The sequence below is a fragment of the Cupriavidus taiwanensis genome (assembly GCF_900249755.1).
Lineage (GTDB): Bacteria > Pseudomonadota > Gammaproteobacteria > Burkholderiales > Burkholderiaceae > Cupriavidus > Cupriavidus taiwanensis_D.
This window is the reverse complement of the sequence record NZ_LT976854.1, coordinates 851,012-877,478: the sequence shown is the minus strand read 5'-3', so window position 1 is coordinate 877,478 and position 26,467 is coordinate 851,012. Positions and strand designations below refer to the sequence as shown.

The following is a 26,467-nucleotide window of genomic DNA, read 5'->3' as shown; positions in this document are numbered from 1 at the left end:
CTGACCAGCCCCTGACCCGAACCACGCCCCCAAATCCCGTATTGCTCCCGAGCCAAAGGCAACATGCATCGCATCCTTAACTTCCTGACCCACACACGCACGCTGTCGGTATTCGGCGTGGTCGTGCTGACCGTCTTCCTGTTGCTGATGGCGCAGACCTTCGAAATCGGGCTGGCCTGGGTCGCCATCGTCCTGGGCATGTTGTTGCTGGCGTGGCTGGCCACCTACCTGTGGAAGCGCTGGCGCGCGCGCCGGGCCAGCGGCAAGCTCGAGGGCATCCTCGAGCAGCAGGCCGACATGGCCGCCAAGGCGGCGCCGCCCGACAAGCGCGACGAGGTCGAGGCGCTGCGCACGCGCCTGGCCAGCGCGGTAAAAACCATCAAGACCTCGAAGCTGGGCCAGATGTCGGGCAGCGAGGCGCTCTACGAGCTGCCGTGGTACATCGTGATCGGCAACCCCGCGGCCGGCAAGAGCACCGCCGTGCTGAACTCGGGCCTGCAATTCCCGTTCGCCGACAAGAACAGCGCCGTGATCCACGGCATCGGCGGCACCCGCAACTGCGACTGGTTCTTCACCACCGAAGGCATCCTGCTCGATACCGCGGGCCGCTACGCCGTGCATGAGGAAGACCGGCGCGAATGGCTGGGCTTTCTGGACCTGCTCAAGCGCTACCGGCCCAAGGCGCCGATCAACGGCATCGTGGTTACGGTCAGCATTCCGGAACTGACGCAGAACCGCCCCGAGTTCGCCATCAACCTCGCCAAGAATCTGCGCCAGCGCGTGCAGGAGCTGACCGAGCGGCTGGAAGTGTTCGCGCCGGTCTACGTGATGTTCACCAAGGCGGATTTGATCACCGGCTTTACCGAATTCTTCGGCGACAACGAGAAGCAGGAGCGCGACCGCGTCTGGGGCGCCACCCTGCCCTTCGCCCCCGAAGAGCGTCGCGACGTGGCGGCCGTGTTCGACCAGCGCTTCGACGAACTGTGCGACGGCCTGAAGGAGATCAGCGTGGCGCAGATCGCGCAGCACCGCAACGGCAAGCTGTCGCCGGGGCTGCTGAGCTTTCCGCTGGAGTTCGCCTCGGTCAAGCCGACGCTGCGCGCCTTCCTGGTCACGCTGTTCGACGAGAACCCGTTCCAGTACAAGCCGGTGTTCCGCGGCTTCTACTTCACCAGCGCGGTACAGGAAGCCAGCACCACCAGTGTGTCGGCCGAGCGCATCGCGCGCCGTTTCGGGCTCAAGCTGGAAGGCGTGGCAGGCAATCGAGAGGTGTTCTCGAAGAACGGCTTCTTCCTGCGCGACCTGTTTTCCAAGGTGATCTTTGCCGACCGCCGCACCGTGCGCCAGTTTGCCAGCCCCGCCAAGACGCGGCTACGCTTTGCCACGTTCTTCGGGCTGGTGCTGGTGCTGGGCCTGCTGCTGGGCGGCTGGACCTGGTCGTTCCTGGGCAACCGGCAGCTGACCGCCAATGTGCAGGCGGACCTGGACAAGATCGTAAAGATGCAGCAGAACCGCGTTGACCTGCAGGCGCGGCTGGAAGCGCTGGACATCCTGCAGGACCGTATCGAACAGCTGGAACGCTTCCGCGCCGACCATCCGCTGGCGCTGTCGCTGGGCCTCTACCAGGGCGATACGCTGCAGCACAAGCTGCTGGACGAGTACTACAACGGCCTGCGCCAGGTGATGCTGAAACCGGTCGGTGGCGCCATCGAGACCTTCCTGGCAGAAGTCAACGCGCACCCCGAACAGCTTGCGCCAATGGTGCGGCCCCCGGAAACCGGCGCCGTGGCCGCGACATCGCTGGCGTCGTCAGCCCCTGCCCCGGCCTCCGCCGCCATGGCTGCTCCGGTAGCCACCGCCACGCCCGCCGCAGGCAAGCGCTACACCGACGCCTCGCCCACCAACGTGGAAGACGCGTACAACGCGCTCAAGACCTACCTGATGCTGGCAGACAAGCGCCACGTCGAGGTCGCGCACCTGACTGACCAGATGACCCGCTTCTGGCGCGGCTGGCTCGAAGACAACCGCGGCAACATGCCGCGCGAGCAACTGATCCGCTCGGCCGAGCGCAACCTGTCGTTCTTCCTGGCCCGCGTCAACGACGACAACCGGCCGCTGCTGGAAGGCAATCTGTCGCTGATCGACCAGACCCGCGAGAACCTGCGCCGCGTGGTGCGCGGCATGCCCGCGCGCGAGCGCGCCTATGCCGAGATCAAGGCGCGCGCCTCGACCCGCTTTGCTCCGATGACCGTAGCCCGCATCGTGGGCGACACCGGCGCCTCGGTGGTCGCCGGCAGCTACGCCGTGCCCGGCACCTTCACCCGCGAAGCGTGGCTCGGCTACGTGCAGCCCGCCATCCGCGAAGCCGCCAGCAAGGAGCTGCAGAGCAAGGACTGGGTGCTCAACGTCGCCGCGCGCGACGACCTGACCCTGGAAGGCAGCCCCGAGCAGATCCAGAAGACGCTGGTCACGATGTACAAGACCGAGTACGCGCGTGAATGGCAGCGCTTCATGCAGGGCGTGACCATCCAGGATTTCGGCAGCTTCGAGCAGGCCGTGGCCAGCATGAACCTGCTGGGAGACCCGGCCAACTCGCCGATCCGCAAGGTGCTGGACACTGCGTATGAGCAGACCTCTTGGGACAACCCGTCGCTGCTCAATGCCGGCCTGAAGCAGGCCAAGTCAGGCATGCTCGATTGGTTCAAGCGGCTGATCTCGCGCGGCACGCCCTCGCAGATGAGCGTCAATGTCGATGTGAGCGGCGCCAGCACCGCGGCCGGAACGATCCCGATGGGCCCGGTCGGCAAGGAATTTTCGGGCCTGGCACGCATCGTCGTGATGCATGACAACAACTCGATGCTGCGCGGGTATATGGAGTCGTTGTCAAAGGTGCGCACGCGCTTCAACCAGCTCAAGAACCAGGGCGATCCGGGCCCCGGCGCGCGCCAGCTGATGCAGCAGACGCTGGACGGCAATGGCTCGGAGCTGTCGGATGCGCTCAAGTATGTCGATGAGCAGATGATGACCGGGCTCACCGACAGCCAGCGCCAGGCGCTGCGGCCGCTGCTGGTGCGGCCGCTGCTGCAGTCTTACGCCGTGGTGATCCGCCCGGCCAGCGTCGAGATCAACAAGGTCTGGAACGCGCAGGTGTACCAGCCCTTCAGCCAGACCCTGGCGACCAAGTATCCGTTTGCCTCGGATGCCAAGATCGAAGCCAGCGCGGCCGAGATCGGCCAGATCTTCGGGCCGGAGGGCGCCATCGCCAAATTCACGACCGCCACCATCGGGCCGCTGTCGGTGCGCCGCGGCGACATGCTGGCCGCACGCACCTGGGGCGACCTGGGCCTGACGCTGGCACCCGAGTTCACCACCAACTTTACGCGCTGGGTGGCGCCGTTGACCGGCGGCGCTGCGGGTGGCAGCGGCGGCGCCACGGCCGCAGCGGCCCAGCAGACCGTGTTCCAGATCCTGCCGACGCCCGCGACCGGGACCACCGAGTACACCATCGAAATCGACGGCCAGCAGCTGCGCTATCGCAATACGCCGGCGCAATGGGCCAACTTTGTCTGGCCCAACCCGCAGGGATCGCCGGGGGCCAGGATTACGGCGACGACGTTCGACGGCCGTTCCGTCGAACTGCTCAACGAACCGGGCCGCTTCGGCCTGGAGCGCCTGATCGCCACGGCCGCGCGCAAGCGCCGCCCGGATGGGGCCTTCGACCTGACCTGGAGCCGCGACAACATCGCAGTCAGCGTGGCGCTGCGCATCATCAGCAGCCCGCAGACCGCAGGCAACGCCAGCGCTTCCGACTCGCCACAGAGCCAGGGCCTGCGCGGCCTGCGCCTGCCGACCGCGATCGCCGACGCCAACGCACCGCTCAATACCGCGACGCCGCCGGCCCCTTCGCCGTCAACTTCGCCCGCGGCGCCGCCGTCCGCCCCACCTGCCCCGAACCCGCAGGCCAGCACGCCGGGCAGCGCGCAGGCCTCGGCCCAAGTCAACCAAGGAGGTACGGCGCAATGAGCCAGCCGACCCAACTGCAGCTGTCCTATTTCGGCAAGCTCCCGTCCCGGGGCGACTTCGTCAAGAGCGCCAACAACACCCAACTGCTCGATACGCTGGACCGGTGGCTCGCGCAGGGCATGGAACTGCTGGCGGAAGATCCCGCCTGGAAGGCTTGCTATGACGCCTGGAAGCCGATGCACTTCGCCTTCCTGGGCTCGCAAAGCAAGCTCGCCATCGCCGGCGCGCTGATGGCCAGCAGCGACCTGTCGTCGCGCCGCTTCCCGTTCCTGACGGCAGCGGCGATGGAGGTGGAGCGCCCCCTGCAATTCATCGCCCGCAGCCCGCTGGCCCTGGCCCGCCTGTGGACGCGTGCCGGGCAGCAGATGCATGCGCTGGCACAGGCGTCCGATGCGACCGAAGGCCTGCAGCAGCTGAGCCAGGCCCAGCTGGGCGTGGAAACCGGTGCCGGCGCCCAAACGCACGACGCAAGCTTTGCCGATTTCATCGACTTCCAGACCGTGGCCGGCCTGGAACACATGCTGGCCGGCCAGGGCCAGCATGTACGCTTGCGCCGCACGCTGCTGGCGCTCGGCATCCTGCTGCAGCCGCTGATGTCGTCCGGCTCCTCGCACCTGGAAAAAGGCCTGACCCTGCCGCTGCCCGCCGACCCGCTCTACCGCAGCCTGGTTGCAAGCTTCTGGCTGGAACTGGTGTCGCGCTTCCTGCACCGGGCCGATTTCGAGCTGTCGATCTTCCTCGGGCAGATCGGCGGCAACGAGCGGCTGGTGATCGGCTTCAACGGCGCTTCGTCGCGCACGCTGCACGGCGTGATCTCGCCGCTGGCGTATGCCGAGCAGAACATCAATATCGATGACCCGGAGTGGGTCGAGCAACACGTCAACGGAGACTACGGCATGGCCAAGTTCGTCAGCTACATGGACCAGCCGCAGCTGTCGCTGCGCCTGGCGCTCGACACCTTCCGTGAAGTCTTTGCCGGGGAATGAGCATGGGTGTCAAAGCAGTACGCAACCGGATCGCCCGCCTCAGGGCTGCGTCCGCCGCCGTTGGGACGCGTACGCCGGCACTGGCCGCGGGATTGCTGGCCGCGCTGGCAATGCTGCCCGGCCATGCCGCGCCGGGCGATCCCGGTGCCAGCGGCATCGCTGCGCCTGCCGCGCCTTCAGCGGCCTCTTCGGGCCGCGTCGTTGCCGGCGGGGCCGTCCCTGACGAAGCGACCAAGGCCAGCGTGCTGGCGCGCCTGCGCGAGCTGTATGGCAGCGCCAACGTGGTCGACCAGATCGAAGTCGGCAACGTCGTCTCGCCCCCGAACTGGTCGGCCAATGTGCAGAAGATCCTCTCGCCGCAAATCAAGCAGGTCAGCCGCGGGCAGCTCAGCATCGACGGCACGCAGGTCTCCGTGCACGGTGACGTGCGCAACGAAGCTCAGCGCCAGCAGATCGCCAGCGACATGGCCACCGGCCTGGGGCAGGCCTATACGGTGAAGAACGGCCTGCGCGTGCCCGCCTCCGAACAGAACCTGCTGGACCAGACCCTGGCCAACCGGATCGTCGAATTCGAGACCGGCGCCGCCACGCTGACGCCCAAGGGCCGCGCCATCCTCGATGAAATGGCCGCGGTGCTGCCGCGCCTGAGCGGCCGCAAGATCGAAATCGTCGGCCACACCGATAATTCCGGCAGCCGCGCGCTGAACCTGACGCTAAGCCAGGCGCGCGCCGAGACGGTGAAGAACTACCTGATCGGCAAAGGCGGCGAGCCCGGCATGCTGACGGCAGTGGGCGTGGGGCCGGACCAGCCGGTGGCGCCGAATGACAAGGAGGAAGGCCGCGCGAAGAACCGGAGGATCGAGTTCCGGGCGGGGCAGTAGTCCAACATTGCGAGAGGATTCACGCCGGCGCATCGATACTGCCGGCGTGGCCACGGATCATGCGTCGTTGTCGGCGGAAGGATCCGTGGTAACGCCCAGCAACTCCTCGATCTGCGACAACGTGGCATCGTCCTTGACCACCGTACGCAGCCACGCGTGCAGCGGCATGTCCCCCCACTTGGCCGCACGCGCCGCCAGGTAAGCCACCGGGCTGTGCGGTTCCGTGCGTCGGAAAAAATCCGCGACCTCGCGCAATTGGGCCAGCGCCTGCGCTCGCGTGCGGATCGGGCCGGAGTGCATGGCATCGGCAGCGCCAGCCGGCACGCTTGCATGTCCATTCTGCACTGTCGCGGACGACGTCTGGCCCGACTCAGAGCTGGCGGGCCGTTCCACCGGTTTGCCGATAAAGCGCTCCACAAGCGTACGCACAGCCTCCAGCGCCTCACGCGCCTGGCGGAAGCTCGGTGCATGCTCGCCGGCACGCTCGTCCAGCACATCGCCCAGGTGCTTCAACGCCGCCTCACAGGACACCAGGTCGGCATGCAGCGCCACATAGAATGCCGCCGGCGTTTTTTTACGCGCCGCTTCGAACTGCTCCTGGCTGACCTTGCCCTGTGCCAGTTCGTCCGCCTGCTCCGGATCGCGGCGAATCGCTTCCGCGAGATGCGTCGCCACCTCCCAATCGACGTAGGTATATCCACCCGCTGTTTCATCGACCAGTGGAATCTCCCGAATCAACTGGCTCGAGCGCCCCGCCAGCCACGTGACGCTGCCGGTACGGTAATCGACATCGTCCGCTTCCATCACCGGGTGCAGGTGATCCCAGTATTGACCGCAAAGCTCGGCCGTCAACTGGTATCCGTCGCGCAGCCCGGCAAAACCCCTCTCCTTGGAGAGCGCCTCGGTCAACCAGACCGCCAGGCGAAGGTCCTTGGTGCGATCCTGCAGCAGCGAGGTGGCAATGCCGATCACCTCGCGCCAGTCCGCCTCTTTGATATCCGTGACCCAATCGCCCTGGTCCAGCGACGGATCGTCAGCGCGGCGCGCCTCCTGGATGCGGTCGAATTCGGCGGAGAAGAGCAGGTCTTCGCCGCAGGGTTGGTCGCCGGGAAGCGGAGCGAGCAGGCGGTCGAATTGGAGGGGTGCCATGGTGGTCAGTCAGCCTTGGGAATGAGCGGTAAGTGTACCGTTGGAGGTGCGGTAAGGCCATGGGCGGGGGGCCAGGGCGATGACTTGCGACCTACCCTCTGCTAAATGTTCCATGTTTGCCGTTGCCATGTTCCGCATGGCAGGCCAGATCCGCAAAATCACCATTGCTGATTGTCTGTGCCCTCCTGCCAATGAAAAGTCTGCTTAGATCCCTGTCGCTACATGCGACGCTTGTCGTGCTTGTTTTACTGGTTCCCTTGGCAGTGTATGAACTAGTCTCGCAGTCCAGGTTTCGGAATGTGGAACTGTTGGCATTCAGCGGCGCCCTTGCCTATCCCGCGTACATTGGACTGTGGATCCGAAAGATGCGAAGTGACCGGGCAAGATTCATTCTCTATCATCTTCTGCTGGTACTGGTGACCGCATTCCTCGCGCTGATCGCCGGCGGAAATCAGCCTTCACTCACCAGGATTGTGATTCCCGCGCTCGTGGGTGCCGCAACACTGCCCGTTGCAGCGATTGCCGCGCTGCGCGGCAACCGGTGGCTCGCCGTTACGAGCCTGGGCAGTGCCGCCTTTTCGCTGCCTGTCGGCGCCACCCTGTCATGGGCCATATTTGTTGGTGCGGCGCTATCGGGTATGCGCGGGGGTATGTAGCAGCTTTCCCACCGAGCCTTACCCCGATCGACTCAAGCCGCGGTACCGTCTGGCCCAAACCGCTTCCTGCGCTGGGCATCGTATTCAAGGGCCATTTTCACAGCCTGTTCGCGGTATGCCAGCAACCGCTCGTCTCCTTCTGGGCCGCCGGTCTTCGCGTTGCCGGCATAGCTGGGCTCCTCAAGAATGAAGGGATCCTGTGGGTCGATTGCACAGGCACCCTCCACATCCTTGGGCCAGACGGGACGCTTGCAGGTCTTCATGGCAAGGTAGCGAAAAAGCGCCCATGGCAAAGTGATGGGCAGCATCAGGATGCTAAGAAAGCCCGAAAACTGCCCGCTAACCTGCGTTATCACCATGTTGCGCAGCGTTGTTTCTGTCGAAACGGTGAGCGCCAGGGGTGGGAACGGCAGGCTCTGCGGCCCTTCCTCCATGTAGCGGCGCACCATCTCCCAATGTTCCAGTACCGCCCCGCGGCTGGTGCTGCCATCCATGCCGACAGCGAAGGTATCGCGCACCATGCGCTGATCGTCCAGGACGTTGCAACGCAGGTCGAAGGTGTAGTGGCCCTGGCTCCCAGCAGCCGGACTCGAACGGCCGATGTAGAAGTAGGCCTTGTCCAGGGTACCGTCAGCACACCGCCTGGGCCGTTGTGTCGGAAGACATAGACCATTCTGTTCTTGCGGTTGAAGCGGATTGGGTAGTGGGTGTAGCAGAAGAAGTCTTTGAGCCAGATGAATTTGATCACGCAGAGCGTAAACAATAGCCATGCGGTGATAAATATCCAATCGGTAGTGATGAAGGCTGCGTCCCGCGCAGTACCATCCTCCTGAAGGCTGTGCATCGTTGATGCGATATGGCCAGAAAATGCCAGACCCATGGCAACGAATGGTGTTGCGCCCATGGCCGCCCAACCACGCTGTAGGAAGTGTCTGTCCACGTACTCAACGAAAGTGGAATTCATGGCCAATACGCCATGGTCGTTGGGTGGAGAGTGTTGAAGCTGGCTGCCCGGTACCCAGATATTCGGCTATTTCGTACTCACGTAACGGCCGGTTCACCGTATAGCGAGTCAACCAACCTGCGTATTCCCCTTCTTTCACGTATTACCCCTCAACGACTTCGCACAGCTCGGTCAATAGCTTCGTGCCAATCCAGATGAGTTATCACTTCATCGCCTCGTTAAGGCCTGCCGCCGTACCCCAGCGCCTCATGAATTCCACCTCATCGGTCTTAGTCAGCTTGCCTTCCACGCGATACACCATTGCAGTCATCACAGCGCCAGCCTGCACGGGCCGTTCCTCCGGCTCTCCGATGCCAGAATCGCTCTTCCAGGCTTTTGGGAAGCACGGCCATGAACATGTGGACTGCGCCAGAAGCATGTACAGGGGGAGATAGAATGACACTTCCATTTCTAACCTGCATTGTGCATAGCTCGGCATGCCGCAATAGGTGCTGTAGGCGGGTGGCAGATAGCGCGGCACCTGTTTGAACGACGCCGGGGCATTGGGTGGAATCACATCAATCGAAGGGCCTTCCTCCATATACTGGCGAATGTACTCCCACAGGCCTGCAATTCCCTCCGGGTAGTACGCATTTGTCGCCGATTCGATAAAAATGACGTCCTCGCCTTCGGCTGCAGCATCGTCCGCATTGAATGGCGGGTGGTAAAGAACCAGTGGCTGGGCCTGCAAGTATCGGACTACCTTGGGCTCCAAGCGTGCGGGAAAGGGCTTCAGCACAGCCTCTAGTCGATCCCATGCGAATACCTTGTCGCCACCGCAATAGCCGGGTCGCAACACGTAGACTTGGCGTGTCTTGCGGTTGAACCGGACACGCCCGCGCAACGGGCAGAAGAATGCTGTGCGCGCACCCAAGCCAACGAACATCATGTAGACGAAAAAGACGCTGCCGGCCACGAAGAACAACATGACCGTCCATCCACCGATCACAAGCGGGAGCATCGCCGATTCATAGGGTTCGTTCCAACTAAGAAAAAACGCCCTACCAAACAGCAGCGGGTGAAGGGCCAGGCCATACCAGATCCAAACCATAAACAAGCAACTAAGTAGTGCCAGCAACGCCAAGGACGTCACCATGCTCTGCACGCCAAAACCGGGGTTGGCCAGTTCCAGGTAGGCGTCGTTTTGCGCGTAGATGCAACGGCCCGGGATAAACACTCCCTCCGCAGCGCCGTTTTCATTCACGCGCCAACGACGCTGTCCGTCGATGTTCAATAGTTCACGGCCCTTGGCGACAGATCGACGTCTAGCTCGTACGTACTCGTATTCACGACCGAACATGATCTCCTCAGGAGTCCAACTACGGGGGCTTACCCTCACGGCGACACAGTGCAAGAAGCTGCCACGCTACAGCGCGCCATTACGGCGCCGACCACACTACTACGTGCAGCGAGAATTGCTGCTTGCCATGTATAGATCAATACTGTACCGGCAGTGCGGAACAAGCGCGGGCGTGAAGATGAACGAAGGCAGTTGATCGGAATCGAACGATTCGCTGCCAGCGCTCTGATCCTTGGCCTAGCGAGCTAGCACTTCCTCTAGGCCGTCCGCTGTACCCCAATGCCTCATAAGTTCGGCCGAGTCCTCTTTGGACAACTTGCCTTCCGCCCGATACACGAGTGCTGTCATAACAGCGCCAGTCTGTACAGGTTTGAATTCCGGCTCTCCGAGTCCAGAATTGCTTCGCCATTCATCGGGAAAGGAGGGCCAAGTGCATGTGGACTGCACTAACCAGCGATAAAGTGGAAGATAAAATACCGCACCCATTTCCCGCAAGCATTGACGATAACTTGGCATGCCACAGTAGGTACTATAGTCAGGCGGAAGATATCTAGGAATCCTTGAATATGTGGGTGGCGCATCGTCAGCAATATAATCGACCGACGGACCTTCCTCCATAAACCGCCTAATATACTCCCATCGACCCGCAACATACTCCGGAGCACCGGAAAGAGATGTCGGGCCAACAAAAATTACATCCTCGCCTTCCGCCAAGAGATCATCATGTTTAAAAGGTGGGTGATATAGCGCGAGCGGGAAGCCGCGCCTGTCGGCCACACGCTCGAGCCTGGCTGGGTACGGTTTAAGGAGGGCTACCAACCTATCCCATTCGAAAGCTGCATTCCCCCCACAATAATGCGGGCGGAGTACGTACACCATTCGAGTCGCTCTATTGAAGCGGATACGCCCACGAATCGGACTAAAAAAAGCCGTCCTGACCCCGGCCCGCACAAACAATAAATAAATAAGAAATGCACTCCCAATAGCGAGCAACAGGAACAGTGTCCAGCCGAACCATATCATCAGCTGATCGCCACGCCCCGTATACTCACGCGTCACAAAAAAGAAGATAAATTTATTAAAAAGTAGCGGATGAACCGAAACACCATACCAAAACCATATGATCAAAGCAGAAAAAAATGCACTCACCACCCCAGCCATCACCATTCCTTGCTGTTCCCAGCCAGGATTGCATAGCTCCAAATATCTGTCATTCTGCGCGAAAACACTTCTGCCTTGCAGAAGAACGCCAGGAGCAGCACCGACCTCCTTCACTCCCCACTGCTTTGCCCTTCAAGATTTAAATGCGCACAAGCCTCATCCAGTGACCGCCTCCGGATCCTTGAAAACTCATATTCCCATGTGAACATTTAAATCCCCCACGCCGAACTGACTCGCTTGGAAGGGGCCACAGCGTAGTCCGGCTGCGCTGGGTCAGCAGGTCCCAGCAAGCTTTTCGCTTCGACCGGCGTTATCCGATACCACCGTCAGTTCGATGCGGAACCCACCGCCATCCAACTGTTCTGCCGCCCGCAACTGCTCCGGCATCAGCGCGTATTGCCGAAGGAGCGTCTGTAGGCGCAGCAAGCGGTTGGCTTGCGAAAAAGCGGCGCCGAGCAGTTTGGCCAGGTCAGTCGCTGAAACCATGGCCCTTTCGGCGGTCTCCGCCTGGGCATCGCTGCCCCTGCTCCCATGCAGCACGCAGCGCCTGTGTGCGCGCTGCACAGTTCTCGCTCCTGCGCCGACCGGGAATTGGCAGCGGCCACACGTTGCTCCGGGTCGATCCGCTGCGCTTCCAGCGCCGCCAGCCGCTCCGCGGGCGCGGAACCGGCGCGTTGTTCGCTCTGCAGCGCGGCCAGTCAACCCGCCGCAAGCGTCAAGGGGATACACAACTCGATCAATTTAAGCAGTTGTCCCATCCGGACCGAGACGATTTCTCCGCTCAGCATCGTACTCAAGGGCCATCTTCAACGCCCGCTCTCGGTATGCCAAAAACTGCTCGTCACCCGCAGGACCACCGGTCTTGGCATCGCCTGCATACCGTGGCTCCTCGAGGACAAAGGGATCCTCCGGATCGATAGCGCAGGCTGCCTCTACCTCTGCCGGCCATACAGGACGTTTGCAGGTTTTCATGGCCAGATAGCGGAATAGCGCCCACGGCAGCGTAATGAATAGCATCAGGACTCGCCAGACGCCGGAAAACTGCCCACTCACCTGCGTAATTACTGCATTTCGAAAAGTCGGATCGGTGCTGACCGTCAGTGCCAACGGTGGAAACGGCAGCGATTGCGGCCCATCCTCCATGTATCTCCGAACCATTTCCCAATGTTCCAAGACCGCACCGCGACTGTTACTGCCGTCCATTCCAACCGCGAACGTATCGCGGACCATTCTTTGATCGTCGAGGATGTGACAACGCAAATCGAACGTGAAATAAGTCTGTCCGCCCATAGCTGGCCCGGAACGCCCGACGAAGAAATAGGCGTCGTCCCAAGGCACAGTCAGCACGCCTCCCGGACCGTTGTGTCGAAAAACATAGACAACTCTGTTCTTGCGATTGAAACGAATCGGGTAGTGTGTATAGCGAAAAAAATCTTTCAGCCAAATTACCTTGACAACGAATATTGCACACGAGACGCATATTATAGTGACGATCCAACTAAATGCAACCATTGCATCGCTGGGGTCGGATCCATCGTCACGCGGTGAATATATGGTAGTCCCAAACAATCCAGCAAAAACCAAGGCTAAAAGAATGAATGGGGCTCCGCCCATTGCAGCCCACCCGCGGTGTAAAAAGAACCTATCCATGTATTCGCAAAAAGTCGAATTCAGGCGAAGCAGTCCGTGATCATTTGGAGGCAATTCCGCAGCGGGAGCCCCTGGAGCTAAATGTTCCTCCTCCTCATATTGATACATCCGCCTATTCAATTTATACCGTGTAATCCAACCGGCATACTCACCATCTCTCATTCATCTACTCCAATCAGGCCTTCAGCATCGCCTCATAGGCGGATTCCTGTTCCTTCAAGTGCTTGAATCGTCCATGCTCATGACGACCAAATGGTGACTTATCAAGCCAAATCTCAACTTTGTTGTCACGTATCACATTGATAAGCCATTCACCCAACATGGAAAGCAGTGCGAGAGCAAGCAAGAGCAAGAATCCGAAGCCTGCACTTAGTAGCCCAAAAAGCATGAGACCAGCGATGATGCCCCCAGCGAGCGCCGAGCTGACATAAAGCACCGCCATGGGAACGTCTCCGCGCATCACCGCCTGCCAAGCCTTCCAAGCATCCAGCGCAGCGCCGAGGAAGCTGCCGACTGTGCCAATACATTTTCCGAAAAAAGCGACCAACGCTCCGCGATTTGGAACCTGTGTCAGAAATACCTGAAACGGACGAACAAGTGCAGTCTTTCCCCATGCTGTTCGTTCCAGCGCTTTTCCAAATAGTTCCACCCCACTTCCCGCCAAGCTGGTCAACGCACCGACGAGTTGAAGCTGTCTTTGCCCCATCGTTCCCTTCTTGGCATCGGGCATATCGGCGAACGCCTGCCAGACGTTCCAACCGTCCAGAATCATCCCAGCCGCACCCAGGCCGATATCCAATTTGATCCCGCTTGCCGTCCGGCTTCGCAGCACCGATCTTAGCTGATCCTCCCTCAATAGCACGTTCTCCAGCTGATCCAATCTGGTGCCGTTGAACAAGCGCTTAGTCTCGTCATCCCAGAAGACTGTCCAGTAGAACACGCGCCTACCCCTAGCATTCCTCGCATCGGGGGCACGAGCTCGAGCGCCGGATCGCTCGGACAGCTCCGTCCTGACGTGATGGTCCACTCGCCTCCTCAATGCCTCACGATCAACATTTGGACTAACCCGCGCCAATTCATCGACAATGATGTGTGCAAGCTCTGCCTCCGATGCCCGAATTTTTAGTCGGTTTAGCGGTTTATTGGCGAGCAAACCGAGCAACGCCATCTGGCGATAGCGGACTGCAAGACTTACCGCTGCGTCTCCAGCTTTTCCAGCAACTGCGCGACCGGATCGGCCAAGCAAGGTGACGATCGGCCCTGACACGCTGTAAACCAAGCGCGCGACGCTTGTGAATGCCCCCGCCAACTCATTCGCATGCCCCTTCTCCAGTACGTGGGCAAAGGCCTTGAATACATTGCTCCAGGCTCCAGGATTTCCGACTTCTAACTCCGCAGTCGCTGCCTTCTCCAATTTCTTAGCCGCTTCAGAGTTGTCAAGCACAAGGGCCCGCAGCACCGTGTTCTTGCGCTCCGTAAAGGAACCCTGCAACTCCTCGAGAAGGATGTCGGAGACCGGCTCGATTCCAACAATGTCATACAGGCAAGCCATGACGAGGCTGGTCATGGCTTCGCCGCTCTTGATATCGGTGTCATCGTGGTTGCAGGCCATCGCCTCACGATATGGTGTGCCTCCGTACCATTTCACAAAGCTCTGCGCCAGGGGCGCCAAGGTATTCTTGGCGTACGCGTTCATATCGCGCTCAAGCTCTTTATCGAAGGCCTCTCGGTTAGGCTCGCTGTAGTCGTTCAGATACTCCTTCCAAGCATTTCTGCGCGCGCGCTTCTCTTCATCCGGCGTCAGTGTCTTCAGCCCATTCTGCTCCCATACCTTTTCCTCCAAGTCTGGGTCATAGGGCGTCGCAACCGGCATTCCATCGGCATAGGTGTAGACGGCAACGCCAGAAGTGTTTCGTTTGACTTGGAGGGCTTCCTGCACCGCCTGCTCTTCAATGGCATGGCGCATGCCCACAATGGTCGTCGATGTGGCGTGTTTCCAGTCCCGGCCCTTGTCGCGTTCGAAAATTTCGACTCGCAAGCGCAGCAACTGCGCGGCTTCCAAAGCCAATCCAACTGGGTCGTCAACTGCCAACATTGGGGCAGTCATGCCCATGCGCTTTGCTTGCAAATTTGCCCAATTAACAAGACCAGGCAGCTGTTCGCTCAAGCCGTAGAACGCCTGTGGCGAGTGGGAGAATGCAGATGGTTGTCCCGCCATTTCGCTTGGATATGTGCCGCGCTTGCCTGTTTCGGGGCGGGTCTCCTTGATCATATAACCCGCCTCGGACAAATGGCTGCCTAGTTTCTCCAACGAATCGGCGTGTCTGTGGCCTCCTCCTTTCCAAAGATCCAGGCGCAGCTCGCGCATATGGCGCGCTCGCTCCTTGGCATTGGTATGCGCCTTCCATACACGCTTCGTCCACGGCGTATCCGAGAATCCGAGCCAGATTCTCTCTGCAGAACTCGCGTCTGGAATCATGATGCAACGGGCCAGATAGGGATGGTCGGGTTCGCGCTGGCAACTAAATTCGATGGAATCCTTGGGCGGCTGCAGCAAGGCGTCAATGGTCTGCACCTTGTTGGTGTCCATCTTCTCTAGGACACTGTGTTTGATCTCGGTCGCAAAGGGGTACAGGTATCCTTTTTCGGTGACCACGTAAGCATCCCAGCTGCCGCGCTTCTCATTGCACACATAGAGGTAGCCAGGCCGCATGAGACGCAATGTATAGTGCTGTCCTGCGGGTAGGCCATTCTCTTGGACGCCGTGGCCAAAAGGACCACCAAGCCGTGGCGCCGGTTTGCCCTTGCCTATGTCGTCGCGGGCGATCGCATACCGGACAGGCAAGATCGGAAGACCTGTCTTTTGGCAGAATGGGCAACCGGCTTTGTTGTTCTTCGGAGTCGTACCAGATTGGGTCATGGTTGTCTCATTGCGCTGTCGGCACTCGGCTGTTCAGTTCATCCGCCATACTGAGCCAAGCAAAGTCGTCAAGGTCCGCACATGCTGCAGCATAGCTTCCCCTCTTGGTAGCGGCTTGTCCAAGACGTTCCAGTAGCTGAGGATGATGGTGGATCTGCGGATGAAAGCGGACGGATTGGATGGCGCAAAACAGCCAATCCTCGCTATCCGTCAACGCAAGTTCTGTACTTGCCTGGATCAGTGCCGCATCCAGCCGCTGAAACAGCGCGTCGTTCTGCGGTAGATCGGGCTGCAGAATCTCAAGTTCCGTCAATGCCCGGTTAATTAGGGCCATGCGCTCTAGCGTCGCCCACTGGTCGGGATGCAGGGCCAATCGTTGGCCGGGACTGTATTGCTGGGGACGGCGACCGGTAATCCAGCCGCAAGATGCTGGCCACGACCAGACGCTGATAGGCCCGAAAAATTCCCCATGCTGCTTGTCAGTCAATAACCAACGCAAGTGCCGCATGACACGCGGGTCGTAATAGCGAAGCAGGTAATGCTGTCCATTGTCCTGTCGCGCCAACACCAGAAGGCGGCTAAGATGCGCACACAGCATTGATTTCTCGACGTCGCTGTTGAGCAGGGCGCAGAGATATGAGTCCCCCTGCCGCTCCCTCGCCTCTATACGATCCAGCAGGATAGCGCGTTGCGGCACGGTCAAACCATTGAAACTCAACAGTAACGGCATGAACTCCGCCTGCCCTTTCAGTGCTGGAGGTACCAGCCTGGTAACCGGAAGGTCTTCCCACTCTTCACGTTCAAGGCACAACGGGTTCAGCAGCGCGTGGGCGAAATCTGATAGCCACCGGTGAGAAAAGGCGGAATGGCCAGCAGGTGTCTCGGCGCCGCCCTGCCCTTTTCCGGACTCAGCGGGATTTATCAGATGGCGATCTTGCATGGACATGGCTACCGAATCAGAGTTGAATCGGAACGATGCCGGCACCGGTAGATTCCGCGCCCAGCGTCTGATACTCGCACAAGGGTAGCTCTCCCTTGGGCAGGCTCGTATTTGCCCCCCTCCCCCCCGGCCCCACAAACAAATGCTGCGCCCCCTTAAACGTAGTCATCCCCGGCGCATGCAGCTCAATCGTGTTCCCCATCACCCGGACCTGCGCCCCGGCCGCATTCAACAACACATGCTCCTTCGCTTGCACATTGACCGCGCCCTGAGACGAGGACACCGTCACCAGCTTCTCCGCCGCAATGCGTCCCTGTCCCTGCAAGCTGGCAACCCCGACCTTCCCACTCGCCGCATGCATCGCAATCCCCACACCGGCCTCCCCCCCAGCCTTCCCATGGGTAAACAAACTCAGCCCCTCACCCACCGCCACCGACAGATTCCCGCCCGCCGCCACATTGGTATCCTTCTGCGCCGCCACCGTCAGCTGCGTACCGGCGACCAGCACCGCATCCGCAGGCGTAATCGCGGCGATGCCCTCGGGTGCGGAGACCTGCAGGTGAGGCTCGTTGTAGGCAGTGGCATTGGCCTTGCCATCCGCTGCGGCTTCCGTATGGCGCAGCACTTCGGTGGTGTGCTTCAGCTGGGCGATGGCCGGCAGTTCGGCGGGAGCCGGCTCGTCCGGCAAGTCCGCCTTCTGCTTGCGCGCGACATCGGCCAGCGAGGTCAGCAGTTCGGTGCTGGCTTCCACCTGCGTTGCAGCCCCCTCGCTGTCGAGCAAGGGCACGCTGGTGCCAGCGCCGTGCGCGGTCAGCAGCATGCCTGAGCCGCCGCGGAGAGCGCCGCTGTCCGCCGTTTCCAGCGCGGCGCCGTGGCCGAGGGCTGCCTGGCGGGCGTTGTCGCGCTGTTCCAAGTGGTGGCCGAGCGTCAGCGCCGAGGCCGCTTGCGTGGTGGATAGCAGCGTGCGGCTTTGTCCCGAGGTATCGTCGAAGACAAGCTGGTTATAGCCGCCGGTACCGTCCTGGCTGTTGCCCAGTGCCTGGGTCTTGATGCCGGACAGCACCGCATTGTGGGCGTGGCCTTGCTGGCCGTTGGGCTGGGCACCGCCGTCCTGCTTGCCCTCGGCAGCATCATTGCTGCCGGCAAACCACGCCGGTGCGTTGCCGGTGGCGTTGGCTGCGCCGGTCTGGTTCTGGTTGTATTGGGCGCTGGCCTGGCCGCGGCCGTTGTAGGCGGCGCCGATCACCACCGGGCGGTCGATGTCGCCGTGCTGGAATTCGACGACTACTTCCTGGCCGACGCGCGGCAATGCCACGCCGCCCCAGTTGGCGCCGGCTACCGGAGTCGCTACGCGCACCCAGGTGCCCAAACCGGCTTCGGCGCGCGCGTTGTCGTCGCCGGCGGGATGCGACAGCCGGCTGGTCGAACGAGCGCCGCGCTGCCAGTGGAACTGGACCTTTACCCGATGATCGCGGTCGGTATGCACGGGACCGTCCGTGCCGATGACGATGGCGGTCTGTGCGCCGGTGACGGTGGGCCGCGGGTGTAGCTGCCGGCCTTGCCCGTCAAGTTGCTGCGGGCGGTATGGGACCTTTGCCGGCACTACCGTAAATTGGTTGCGGTAGAACGGCACGTCCGCGGCGACCGTAGTGGCGTCGGCTGGCGCCGCGGTAGCCAGGTCTGTCCCGAGCAATTGATCGATCACGCTCCGGAAGCGCTCGTTCAGGTTGTTACGGGCCGCGTGCGCCACTGCCAGGACGACAAAGCGGCGTTCGTCGTCTCCCTGCACGCGCTCATAGTCATAATGGCCGGTCAGCACGAAGCGGCTGGCGGGTGCCAGCGTGCGCACGCTGCCCTCGCCTGAAAACGACAGGCGCCGGACTTCCAGCGCCTCCATCAGTTGCCGGGCATGGCGCTGCGCCTGGTCGCCGTCCTCGAACCAGTATTGGCCGGGGTAATCGGTGTCCTGCAAGGCCGGGGCGGCTGAATTGCCTTCGGCTGGCGCACCGGCCTCGGCGCTGCGCACCGCCTTGGCGCGATAGTCCCAGCTGGCCACGGCCACGGCATTGGTCTGCAGCCTGCGTACGCCTTGCCAGCGGTCGATCACGTCTTCGGCGGCGGTGGCATCGGCGCGGCCGAAGCGGATGCTGGCCTGTTCGTTGTCCTGGAAGACATCGTTGGCATCGGCGATCACCATGCGGTGCACGCCCAGTGTCTCGCCGTCGGTGGCTTCATGTTCGAAGTAGTAGAACAAGCCCTCTTCGGCGAGCAGGCGCGTGACGAAATCGAAGTCGCTCTCTTCGTACTGCGTGACGATGCTGCGGCGTGGATACGCCGAGGCGTCGCGCAGCGCCCAGCGCCACGCCGGCACGAGCTTGCCCTGTCCGCCATAGTCGCCGAACACGCTTTCCACCACGTCGACGACCGACATGTCCTGGAACAGGAAGCTGTCGCGCCGGTGGCGCAGGAACGCCAGCCATGGCTCGATCACCATCCGGTAGCGGGCCAGCCCGCCGTTGGCGCCCACGCGCTCAAAGCGTGTGACGTGGCCGTGGAAGGGCCGCAGCGTGGTGCGGCTGCGCTGGGTCAGCAGGTCCACACGCACAGCCTGGCCCAGCAGGCTTTGCGCTTCGATGCCGGCGTTGTCCGATACCGCCGTCAGTTCGATGCGGAACCCGCCGCCGTCCAGCTGCTCTGCCGCCCGCAGCTGCTCCGGCATCAGCGCGGCTTGCCCAAGGGGCGTCTGCAGGCGCAGCAAGCGGTTGGCTTGCGAGAAGGCGGCGCCAAACAGTTTGGCCAGGTCGGTCGCTGAAACCATGAATTACTCCCGCGATGTCACGAGTCTGCGCATGCCGATATCAGCTGATGCGGTACTTGAACTCACCGTTCTTGCCCGTGGTGACCTTGATCTTGCCGACGCCGCCGCCCTCGGCCATGCGCACCAGCACGGTCTGCGCGATTTCCGGAAGCAGCGTGCCGTTCAGGATATGGTCGACGGCGCGCGCGCCGGCATCCACTTCAGTGCAGCGTGCCAGCACCGCCTCGACCAGCGCGTTGTCCCACTGGAATTCCGCCTGGTGGTTGGCCGCCACGCGGTCGCGGATACGGCCCAGCTTGAGCGTGATGATCTCGACCAGCACGTCGTCCGGGATCGGGTAGTACGGCACTACCTTGGTACGCCCCAGGAAGGCCGGCTTGAAGGCCTTGTACAGCGTCGGCCTCAGCATCTCGGCCAGGGCATCGGCGTCAGGCAGTTCCTCTGCGGGCTTGTTCAGGCAAGCCTGCATGATGGCCGACGAGCCGACGTTCGACGTGAGGATGATGATGGTGTTGCGAAAGTCGATGGGCCGCCCTTCGGCATCGTCCATCTCGCCCTTGTCGAAGACCTGGAAGAACATCTCCAGCACGTCCGGATGTGCTTTCTCGATTTCGTCCAGCAATACCACGCTATAGGGATTGCGACGCACGGCCTCGGTCAGCACGCCGCCCTCGCCGTAGCCGACATAGCCGGGCGGCGAGCCCTTCAAGCCGGACACGCTGTGCGCTTCCTGGTACTCGCTCATGTTGATGGTGATGAGCTTGCGCTCGCCACCGTAGAGGATGTCGGCCAGCGCCAGCGCGGTTTCGGTCTTGCCGACGCCCGACGGGCCGGCGAACAGGAACACGCCGCGGGGCTTGTTGGGATCTTCCAGGTTGGCGGTGGCGGTGCGCACGCGCTGGGCGATGGCATCCAGCGCATGGTCCTGTCCGATCACGCGGGCGGCCAGTAAGGGCTTCAGGTTCAGCACCGTGCGCAGTTCGTCCTTGACCATGCGGCCGAGCGGAATACCGGTCCATGCCGATACGATCTCTGAGACCACGTGCCCATCCACCTGCAATGGCACCATCGGCGCTTCACCCTGGAGCGCACGTAGTTCCGCCAGTAGCCGGTCAAGTTCATCGGGCTCAGCCGCTGCCGCCGCAGCGGCCGCCTTGCGGCTGCCCTTGCGGGGCATCGCCACCACATCGCTGTTCGCGGCCATGGCCGGCTCAACGGCGTCCACCTCGGCATCGGCGCCCTGTTCCCGTGCGGTGCGCAGTGCCTGGATGCGCGCCACCAATTCGCGCTCCTGCGCCAGCCGGGCATCGGCAGCGGCCACACGTTGTTCCAGTTCGGCCCGCTGCGTTTCCAGCGCTGCCAGGCGCTCAGCGTGCGCGGCACCCGCGCGTTGCTCGCGCTGCAGCGCCGCCAGCTCAACACCTAGGCGTTCCAGCGCCTTGCGATCGTCCTCGATCGCGCCCGGCGTGGCGTTCTGCCCCAGCGCCACCTTGGCGCAAGCGGTATCGAGCACGCTCACCGCCTTGTCCGGCAGCTGGCGCCCGCTGATGTAGCGGTGCGACAGGCGCACCGCCTCGGTAATGGCCTCGTCCAGCACGCGCACGCCGAAATGGCGTTCCATCAGCGGCACCATGCCGCGCAGCATGGCTGCGGCCAGGGTCTCGCTGGGCTCGTCGACCTTGACCACCTGGAAGCGCCGCGCCAAGGCGGCGTCCTTCTCGAAGTACTTCTTGTACTCGCTCCAGGTGGTCGCGGCGATGGTGCGCAGTTCGCCGCGCGCCAGCGCCGGCTTGAGCAGGTTGGCGGCATCGTTCTGCCCGGCCTGGCCGCCCGCGCCGATGATGGTATGGGCTTCGTCGATAAACAGGATGATGGGCTGCGGGCTCTTGCGGACTTCCTCGATCACGTTTTTCAGGCGGTTCTCGAATTCGCCCTTGACGCTGGCACCGGCTTGCAGCAGGCCCATGTCGAGCGTACGCACGGTCACGCCCTGCAGCGGCGGCGGCACGTCGCCCACGGCGATGCGCTGGGCAAGGCCTTCCACCACCGCGGTCTTGCCGACACCGGCCTCGCCGGTCAGGATGGGGTTGTTCTGGCGGCGCCGCATCAGGATGTCGATGACCTGGCGAATTTCCGCGTTGCGCCCGATCACCGGGTCGATGCGGCCATCGCGGGCCGATTGGGTCAGGTCGACGGTGAACTGGTCGAGCGCCGGCGTCGCGGTCAGCGCGGGCGCCGCTGCGGCACCGCTGGCGCTTGCCGTGGCCGCACCGCCATCGGCAATGTCCACCGCCTGCTCGCGCTCTTCAGAGCCGGCGGTCATCTTGTCGAAATCATGCTTGAGGCGGTCCGCATCGAACTCGGCAAAGCGATGCGAGCCGCGCACCGCCAGCGGTGCCAGCGCCGGCTCGGTCAGCAAGGCCAGCAGCAGATGGCCGGAACGGATGCGGGTGGTCTGCGAGTCGAGCGACGCGATCAGCCACGCATGTTCGAACAGCTTGGGCAGATAGGGCGAAAAGGCCGGCGTGCGCGTATTGCCATCCTTGAAGCGCGCAATCTCGGCTTCCAGGTCGCGCTGCAGCGCCGAGGCATCGATGCCGCTGGCGCGAACCGCCACCGCGAAATCGCTGCGACCGTTCTCCAGCAGTGCCAGAAACAGGTGCTCCAGGTCGACCTCATAGTTGCCGCGCGCCATGCACAGCGACGCGGCGCGCTCCGCAGCCTGCCGGCAGCTTGCATTCAGTTTGGCGATCAACGTCTTGAGGGGAATGGCCATGGCGGCTTGGGCTCCGGTAGGTGTGAATCGCGTTGGTGGCGCGCGTTAGTGGCGAATAGTGGCGAATCAGGACGAAATCAAATCTGCGCTCAGTGCACGGGCGCAAGCGTGTAGCGGGCATCGCTGCGGTCCTGGCGGGCCGGCCTGGTGCTGAGGAAGGTATCCCAGCCGAGCCTGCCGCTGCCTTGCGCACCAAGCTCGCAGCCGGATACATCGCTTGCGCGCAAGATCAGGCCCACTTCGTACTCCAGCGTCGCGCCGCACAGCACGGTCACCATCTTGCGCAGGGCCAGCGCGCCTTCGGCACCAGGCAGGAAATTGCGATACTGCTCGCGCCCCAGCGGCCCCATCCAGATGCGCACGCGCAGGTCCCGTTGCCAGACGCGGGCCCCGGCCAGAGCTGTGGCGCCCAGCAGGTTGTTGGTGCCGCCGAGCCGCGAATACTGCGACGGCGGCACCTGGTACCAACCGCCGACGAACTGCTCCACGCGCACCTCGGCCTGGAAGTAGTCGGACAGCACCTGCTGCAGATACGCCGCCGATACCGGCCGGTGGCGCGCGGCGGTGGCATACCCGGCCAGCGCTTCGTCATGCACGACGCCGGCCGTGCCTGACAAGCTGCGCCGCATGGACTTGTCCGCCATCCCGGCCAGCGACAGCAGCAGTGGCAGGTAATGCCGGTTGCGGTCGACCTCATGCTGGAACGGCAGCCGGTACTTCTTCCACGCCTGGTAGAACAACGCCGTGGCGCGATTGGAGAAGATGTCGAAGAAGGCGCGTGCCGCGCGGTCGCGGCGCAGGGTTTCGCGCTCCGCCACGATCTCGGTGTAGTGCAGCGGCAACGCGCCCTGCGCGCCGAGCATGCCGAAGAAGGTAGGCGTGATCGACACGTGGTCGAGCGCACCGTCGGCCAGCGCCTGCGCGAACGCTTCTTCGCTTTCAAGCGCCCCGTTCAGCGCGGTGGCGGGCTCGATGGATTGCAGTTCGCTCGGCGGGAACGACAGCGACAAGGTATTGCGGAAGGCGACGCGCGTGGCCAGCACCTGTTCCGGTGTGCCGGCACCTTCGCGCGCATAGTGGAGCTCGAGCAGCCGCACCGCCTGGAAGAACTCATAGCGGTAGGGTTGCCGCAGCAGCGTGCGGATTACACCAGGATCGATTCGCCGCTGCGGGGTGCGCATCTTGCCAGTTCCTTGCCGCCGCGGCGCGATACCGCGACCAGCTGCACAAAGCTGTTCATGTGGACATACAGGCCAAAGAAATGGTCCATGACCCGGACAAAGCGATGCAGGCCGGTGCCGACGAAGGCATCCTCGTCCAGCGTCAGCTGGATCTCGAGCCCGCGCACAAAGGTGGCAAAGGGCTTGCCGGCCAGCCATTGCGTGGCCGGCTTGTAGTCCAGGCCGACGATGCCTTCGATCTGCCGCGCCGAAATCGCGCTGCGCGGCAGGTCATGCAGGCGCAGCATCTCCTTGAGCGTCGCCAGGCCGTTCTGCACGAGGGACAGGTGGTTCAGCGCCAGCAGCGAAACCAGCCGCCATTGCGACGAGCGCCCGCTGCTCAGCCGCATCGACGGCGTGGGCTTGCGCAGGAAGCTGATGCGCCGCGCGATCGAACTGCCCTCCATGGCCAGGTCGCCATCCGGCTGGCCAAACGCCAGCAGCGCGGGCAGGTCGCGGTTGGTGCAGGTCACACTGAGGCTCAGTGTTTCGGTGCGTGGGCTGGCGGGGTCGAAGTCGGAATCGACGATCGAAATCTCGGTCTCGAAGCCCGGGCTGCGTTCCGCTACCAGGGCGTTGCGGCGGGCAATCCAGTAATGGCCGGCGCGGCCCGGATCTTCGCCGTGGTGCAGCGAATAGAACGGCCGGAATTCCACCACGTCCTGGCTGGCGGCGGTTTCACGCACCAGTTGCACCTGGTCGATCGAATAGATCTCGAAGCCATGAGCGCGCCGGCTGTCGGCCACCACGGGGTATGCGGTGGCGGTATGCTCGATGCGGATCGGGTCGGCCTTCTGCCGGAACAGGTTGACCACCGGCGTGCAGTGCAGGCGCAGGTGCGCCGCGCCAAGCCCTTCGAGCAGGCGCGCGGTGTTGCTGTCGCTGCGCACATCGGTCAGCACCAGGTGCAGGGTCACGCGGCGCGTGGCGGCGCCGGGCAACAGCGCCCGCTGAACCGGGTCGAGGTCGATATCGAAGAAATTGAATTTCTCGGCGAAGCCGAAGTGCTCGCTCAGCAGGCGGTATGCAGGATGCGAACGTGCCGGGGTGTCGATCAGCGCCTCGTCCGCGCCAAAGCCGACTTCCTGCAGCGGCACGCGCTGCAGGCGCTTCCACACACCCGGGCGCTCTTCCACATACGCAGCGGCCACGTGCAGGAACAGCGCGTCGCCCAGCGCTGCCACAAACGACGGCTCGCCATCCAGGTACACGCGCACCGCCTGGCGGCCGAGCGCATCGAAGCCGCCCTGCTCGCCCAGGTACTCCAGCTCGATCGAGATCGCGCCGGTGGCGCCTTTCGGCAGGTTGACCGTCGACGGCGCAGACACGGCCCGTTCAAAGCCGGCCGCAGCCACCCGCAACGGCAGGAAGGTCACGTCATAGGCGGTGCGGAAACGGCATTCCACCTTGCGCACCGGTCGTGTCGTCAGCAACGTGCCGCGCGGCACCTTGACCGGCGCACTCAGTTGCGCGGCCATGCCGGCCACGTCGAAATGTGCGATCGAGCAGGACGGGAACGGGCTCAGGTAGTGCGGGTACAGCACCTCCAGCAGCGCTTCGGTAAATTCGGGGTATTCGTCGTCGAGCTTCTTGCTGATGCGGGCAGACAGGAAGGCGAACGATTCGATCATCCGCTCGACGTGCGGGTCGTCGCAGCCATCGGCCGACATTGCCAGGCGCGCCGCGATCTTGGGATAGCGCTCGGCAAAGTCGCGCGAATACCGGCGCAGAAAGGCCAGTTCGCGTTCGTAATATGGCAGCAAGTCTTCCATTCTGTGTGGCCGGTGGTGACACTGGTGACGCGGGTGGCGCGCTTTGGAAGTCTGGCGGTCTTCGGCGGCGGCTTTTGGCCGTCATCCGAACCGTCGCCGCGCTTCAGCCACGCCCTCGCGTAACCGAATACTGCAGCGTCGATGGCTGCAGCATGGCATCGAAGCTGACCGGCTCGCGCGCGGGCCCCACCAGCAGTACCGCGCTGATGCCAAAGCACAGCACGCTGGTGGCCCGCTCGTTGACCGACAGCGCGACGTTGACGTTCTGCAACCGCGGCTCATGGCGCTCGATCGCATTGCGCAGCGACTGGCAGATGTACTGTCGATCATCGAAGCTGGCCAGGCTCAGCCCCGCGAAGTCATTCAGCCCATAGGTCAGCAGCGAGCGGCGGCATTCGGGCAAGCCGTTGAAATCGGCATCCTCATGGACGATGCGCGTGTTCAGCAGCGACTCGATGTCGCGGGCGACCGTCGCCTTCAGCTCCTCCAGCGACAATTGCCGCAGCGCGCTGGGCAGCGGCGCGTGCGGCTCGTCGTCGAAGAGCTTGTCGAGCAGGCTGGGCTCAAAGCCTTTCATGGGAGCGAACAAGCAAATGCCGCGGCAACGCTGCCGCGGCAAGGCTTGACTGCTGGAACGTCAGACCGAGTAGGTCTTGTCGTTCTTGGTCAGGCTCCACGCGCCCTGCGAATTGCCGCCCTGGTTGCCGCCGATCTTCTGCTGCGTGTACTTCCACTGCACGGCAGCGTACTTCAGCGTGAAGCTGTCGCTGGGGATGCCTTCGGCAACGACGTTGGCCGACACCGCGCCCAGGATGGCGTTCTTCAGCTTGATTTCCAGGTACTTGACGCGCTTGCCTTCACCGTCGGCACGCAGGAAGTCGATGGTGACTTCGTCGAACGTGGTACCGCCCGAGACGTGCTGGTACAGCAGCGGGCTGACCACGTCCAGATCCTTGGTGAACACCATCTCGCCGTGCTCGCAGCGCTCGGCGGTGTGGCCGCCCGCGGTCGACGCGGTTGCCGAACGCGGCTGCGTGATGCTGTGCTTCCAGGTGTTGACCTCGATCCAGTCCTTGTGGTCCTTGTCTTGCGATTCGCCCTTGATTGCCGGGCTGCCGAACTTGACGTAGATATCCTTCATGGAAAGACCCTCGATGAAAATCGCTATTTAGGCTTCTTGCCAGTTTCCCGGCATTGCTAGGTACTGCGCCC

Annotated in this window: 18 protein-coding genes and 1 pseudogene; 4 read left to right on the top strand and 15 right to left on the bottom strand. The window is 62.7% G+C overall.

The window, feature by feature from the left end; genetic code table 11:
• Positions 1-63 precede the first annotated feature (63 nt).
• From tssM to CBM2594_RS19730, 3 genes are read left to right on the top strand one after another with little or no spacing between them, the layout of a single operon-like run.
• Positions 64-4,023 carry a type VI secretion system membrane subunit TssM gene (gene tssM, locus CBM2594_RS19740; RefSeq protein ID WP_116358487.1) on the top strand — a complete coding sequence of 1,320 codons (3,960 nt, stop codon included), beginning with the start codon at positions 64-66 and terminating at the stop codon, positions 4,021-4,023.
• Positions 4,020-5,009, top strand: a complete 990-nt coding sequence (gene tagF, locus CBM2594_RS19735; protein WP_116358486.1) for a type VI secretion system-associated protein TagF — start codon at positions 4,020-4,022, stop codon at positions 5,007-5,009. Before tssM ends, tagF begins: the two co-directional genes overlap by 4 nt.
• A complete protein-coding gene (locus CBM2594_RS19730; protein WP_373457601.1) occupies positions 5,006-5,890 on the top strand; it encodes an OmpA family protein in 885 nt (294 codons plus the stop codon). The genes tagF and CBM2594_RS19730 overlap by 4 nt, the downstream gene beginning before the upstream one ends.
• Before the next feature lie 57 nt (positions 5,891-5,947).
• On the opposite strand, the gene tssA is transcribed toward CBM2594_RS19730, so the two are convergent.
• A complete protein-coding gene (tssA, locus tag CBM2594_RS19725; protein WP_116358484.1) occupies positions 5,948-7,039 on the bottom strand; it encodes a type VI secretion system protein TssA in 1,092 nt (363 codons plus the stop codon).
• 299 nt (positions 7,040-7,338) lie between these two features.
• Here tssA and CBM2594_RS19720 point away from each other — a divergent pair, with 299 nt between their 5' ends.
• Complete coding sequence (locus CBM2594_RS19720; protein WP_116358483.1) at positions 7,339-7,695, top strand: hypothetical protein; 357 nt, start codon at positions 7,339-7,341, stop codon at positions 7,693-7,695.
• Between the two features lie 32 nt (positions 7,696-7,727).
• On the opposite strand, the gene CBM2594_RS19715 is transcribed toward CBM2594_RS19720, so the two are convergent.
• The 14 genes and pseudogenes from CBM2594_RS19715 to CBM2594_RS19655 all read right to left on the bottom strand — a co-directional run bounded on the left by CBM2594_RS19715 (position 7,728) and on the right by CBM2594_RS19655 (position 26,396).
• Positions 7,728-8,216, bottom strand: a complete 489-nt coding sequence (locus tag CBM2594_RS19715; RefSeq protein ID WP_116358482.1) for a DUF6708 domain-containing protein — start codon at positions 8,214-8,216, stop codon at positions 7,728-7,730.
• Between the two features lie 179 nt (positions 8,217-8,395).
• A pseudogene (locus CBM2594_RS27165) lies at positions 8,396-8,539 on the bottom strand (hypothetical protein); the annotation flags it as partial.
• A 322-nt stretch (positions 8,540-8,861) separates the two neighbouring features.
• Positions 8,862-9,998 carry a DUF6708 domain-containing protein gene (locus CBM2594_RS19710; RefSeq protein WP_116358481.1) on the bottom strand — a complete coding sequence of 379 codons (1,137 nt, stop codon included), beginning with the start codon at positions 9,996-9,998 and terminating at the stop codon, positions 8,862-8,864.
• Positions 9,999-10,235: 237 nt separating this feature from the next.
• Entirely contained in the window at positions 10,236-11,273 is a 1,038-nt protein-coding gene (locus tag CBM2594_RS19705) for a hypothetical protein (RefSeq protein WP_232346685.1), read from the bottom strand.
• Positions 11,274-11,432: 159 nt separating this feature from the next.
• The gene (locus CBM2594_RS19700; RefSeq protein ID WP_147310435.1) at positions 11,433-11,645 is read right to left on the bottom strand and encodes a hypothetical protein; all 213 of its coding nucleotides are present in this window, start codon (positions 11,643-11,645) and stop codon (positions 11,433-11,435) included.
• Between the two features lie 255 nt (positions 11,646-11,900).
• The gene (locus CBM2594_RS19695) at positions 11,901-12,971 is read right to left on the bottom strand and encodes a DUF6708 domain-containing protein (RefSeq protein ID WP_147310434.1); all 1,071 of its coding nucleotides are present in this window, start codon (positions 12,969-12,971) and stop codon (positions 11,901-11,903) included.
• Positions 12,972-12,984: 13 nt separating this feature from the next.
• Positions 12,985-15,729: a T6SS effector BTH_I2691 family protein gene (locus tag CBM2594_RS19690; protein ID WP_147310433.1), complete on the bottom strand. Its 2,745-nt coding sequence runs from the start codon at positions 15,727-15,729 to the stop codon at positions 12,985-12,987.
• Positions 15,730-15,736: 7 nt separating this feature from the next.
• Entirely contained in the window at positions 15,737-16,675 is a 939-nt protein-coding gene (locus CBM2594_RS19685) for a DUF4123 domain-containing protein (RefSeq protein ID WP_116358478.1), read from the bottom strand.
• A gap of 10 nt (positions 16,676-16,685) precedes the next feature.
• Positions 16,686-19,487: a type VI secretion system Vgr family protein gene (locus tag CBM2594_RS19680; protein ID WP_116358477.1), complete on the bottom strand. Its 2,802-nt coding sequence runs from the start codon at positions 19,485-19,487 to the stop codon at positions 16,686-16,688.
• Positions 19,488-19,527: 40 nt separating this feature from the next.
• Positions 19,528-22,263, bottom strand: a complete 2,736-nt coding sequence (tssH, locus tag CBM2594_RS19675; RefSeq protein WP_116358476.1) for a type VI secretion system ATPase TssH — start codon at positions 22,261-22,263, stop codon at positions 19,528-19,530.
• A gap of 89 nt (positions 22,264-22,352) precedes the next feature.
• Positions 22,353-23,444 (bottom strand): type VI secretion system baseplate subunit TssG, encoded by a 1,092-nt coding sequence (tssG, locus tag CBM2594_RS19670; RefSeq protein ID WP_116358475.1) that lies wholly within the window; start codon positions 23,442-23,444, stop codon positions 22,353-22,355.
• A complete protein-coding gene (tssF, locus tag CBM2594_RS19665) occupies positions 23,408-25,255 on the bottom strand; it encodes a type VI secretion system baseplate subunit TssF (protein WP_116358474.1) in 1,848 nt (615 codons plus the stop codon). Before tssF ends, tssG begins: the two co-directional genes overlap by 37 nt.
• 103 nt (positions 25,256-25,358) lie before the next feature.
• Positions 25,359-25,832 (bottom strand): type VI secretion system baseplate subunit TssE, encoded by a 474-nt coding sequence (gene tssE, locus CBM2594_RS19660; protein WP_012355845.1) that lies wholly within the window; start codon positions 25,830-25,832, stop codon positions 25,359-25,361.
• A gap of 60 nt (positions 25,833-25,892) precedes the next feature.
• Entirely contained in the window at positions 25,893-26,396 is a 504-nt protein-coding gene (locus CBM2594_RS19655; RefSeq protein WP_012355844.1) for an Hcp family type VI secretion system effector, read from the bottom strand.
• Between the last annotated feature and the right edge of the window lie 71 nt (positions 26,397-26,467).